The following is a 409-nucleotide window of genomic DNA, read 5'->3' as shown; positions in this document are numbered from 1 at the left end:
CGTCTCGTCAGAGGAGGTTCCGAACCAGACGGTTCTCGAGCTTGCGACGCAGCTTCAGCTTCAAATGGATATCCAAACAGGGCCGCTTGTAAACGCAGCTGTATTTAAGGCTAAAGATGGGGACCACCTTCTTCTGATCATTCATCACCTTGTCATAGACGGTCTTTCTTGGAGAATTTTATTTGAAGATTTGGCACTTGGGTACAGCCAATTGGAAAAGGGCGAAACTGTGGCGTTTTATTCCAAAACGACATCGTACAAGACGTATGCTTCCAAACTTCAGGCTTATGCCGAAGGCAAAAAGCTCGCAAGAGAAAAGCAATATTGGATGGATGTATTAAAGGAGAAGGTGCCATTCCTTGAAACCAAAGAAGAGGTCGAATCCTATTGGTATGAAGATAGCGATACG

Annotated in this window: 1 protein-coding gene; it reads left to right on the top strand. The window is 45.0% G+C overall.

The features are described 5' to 3' along the window. Window positions 1–409, top strand: a 409-nt coding sequence (locus SB764_RS38475; RefSeq protein ID WP_410866531.1) for a condensation domain-containing protein, incomplete at both ends; no start/stop codon positions are given.

This window comes from Paraburkholderia sp. SIMBA_027 (assembly GCF_046535315.1).
Taxonomy (GTDB): domain Bacteria; phylum Pseudomonadota; class Gammaproteobacteria; order Burkholderiales; family Burkholderiaceae; genus Paraburkholderia; species Paraburkholderia tropica.
The sequence above is the reverse complement of the archived record's forward strand: the minus strand, read 5'-3'. Positions and strand labels throughout refer to the sequence as shown.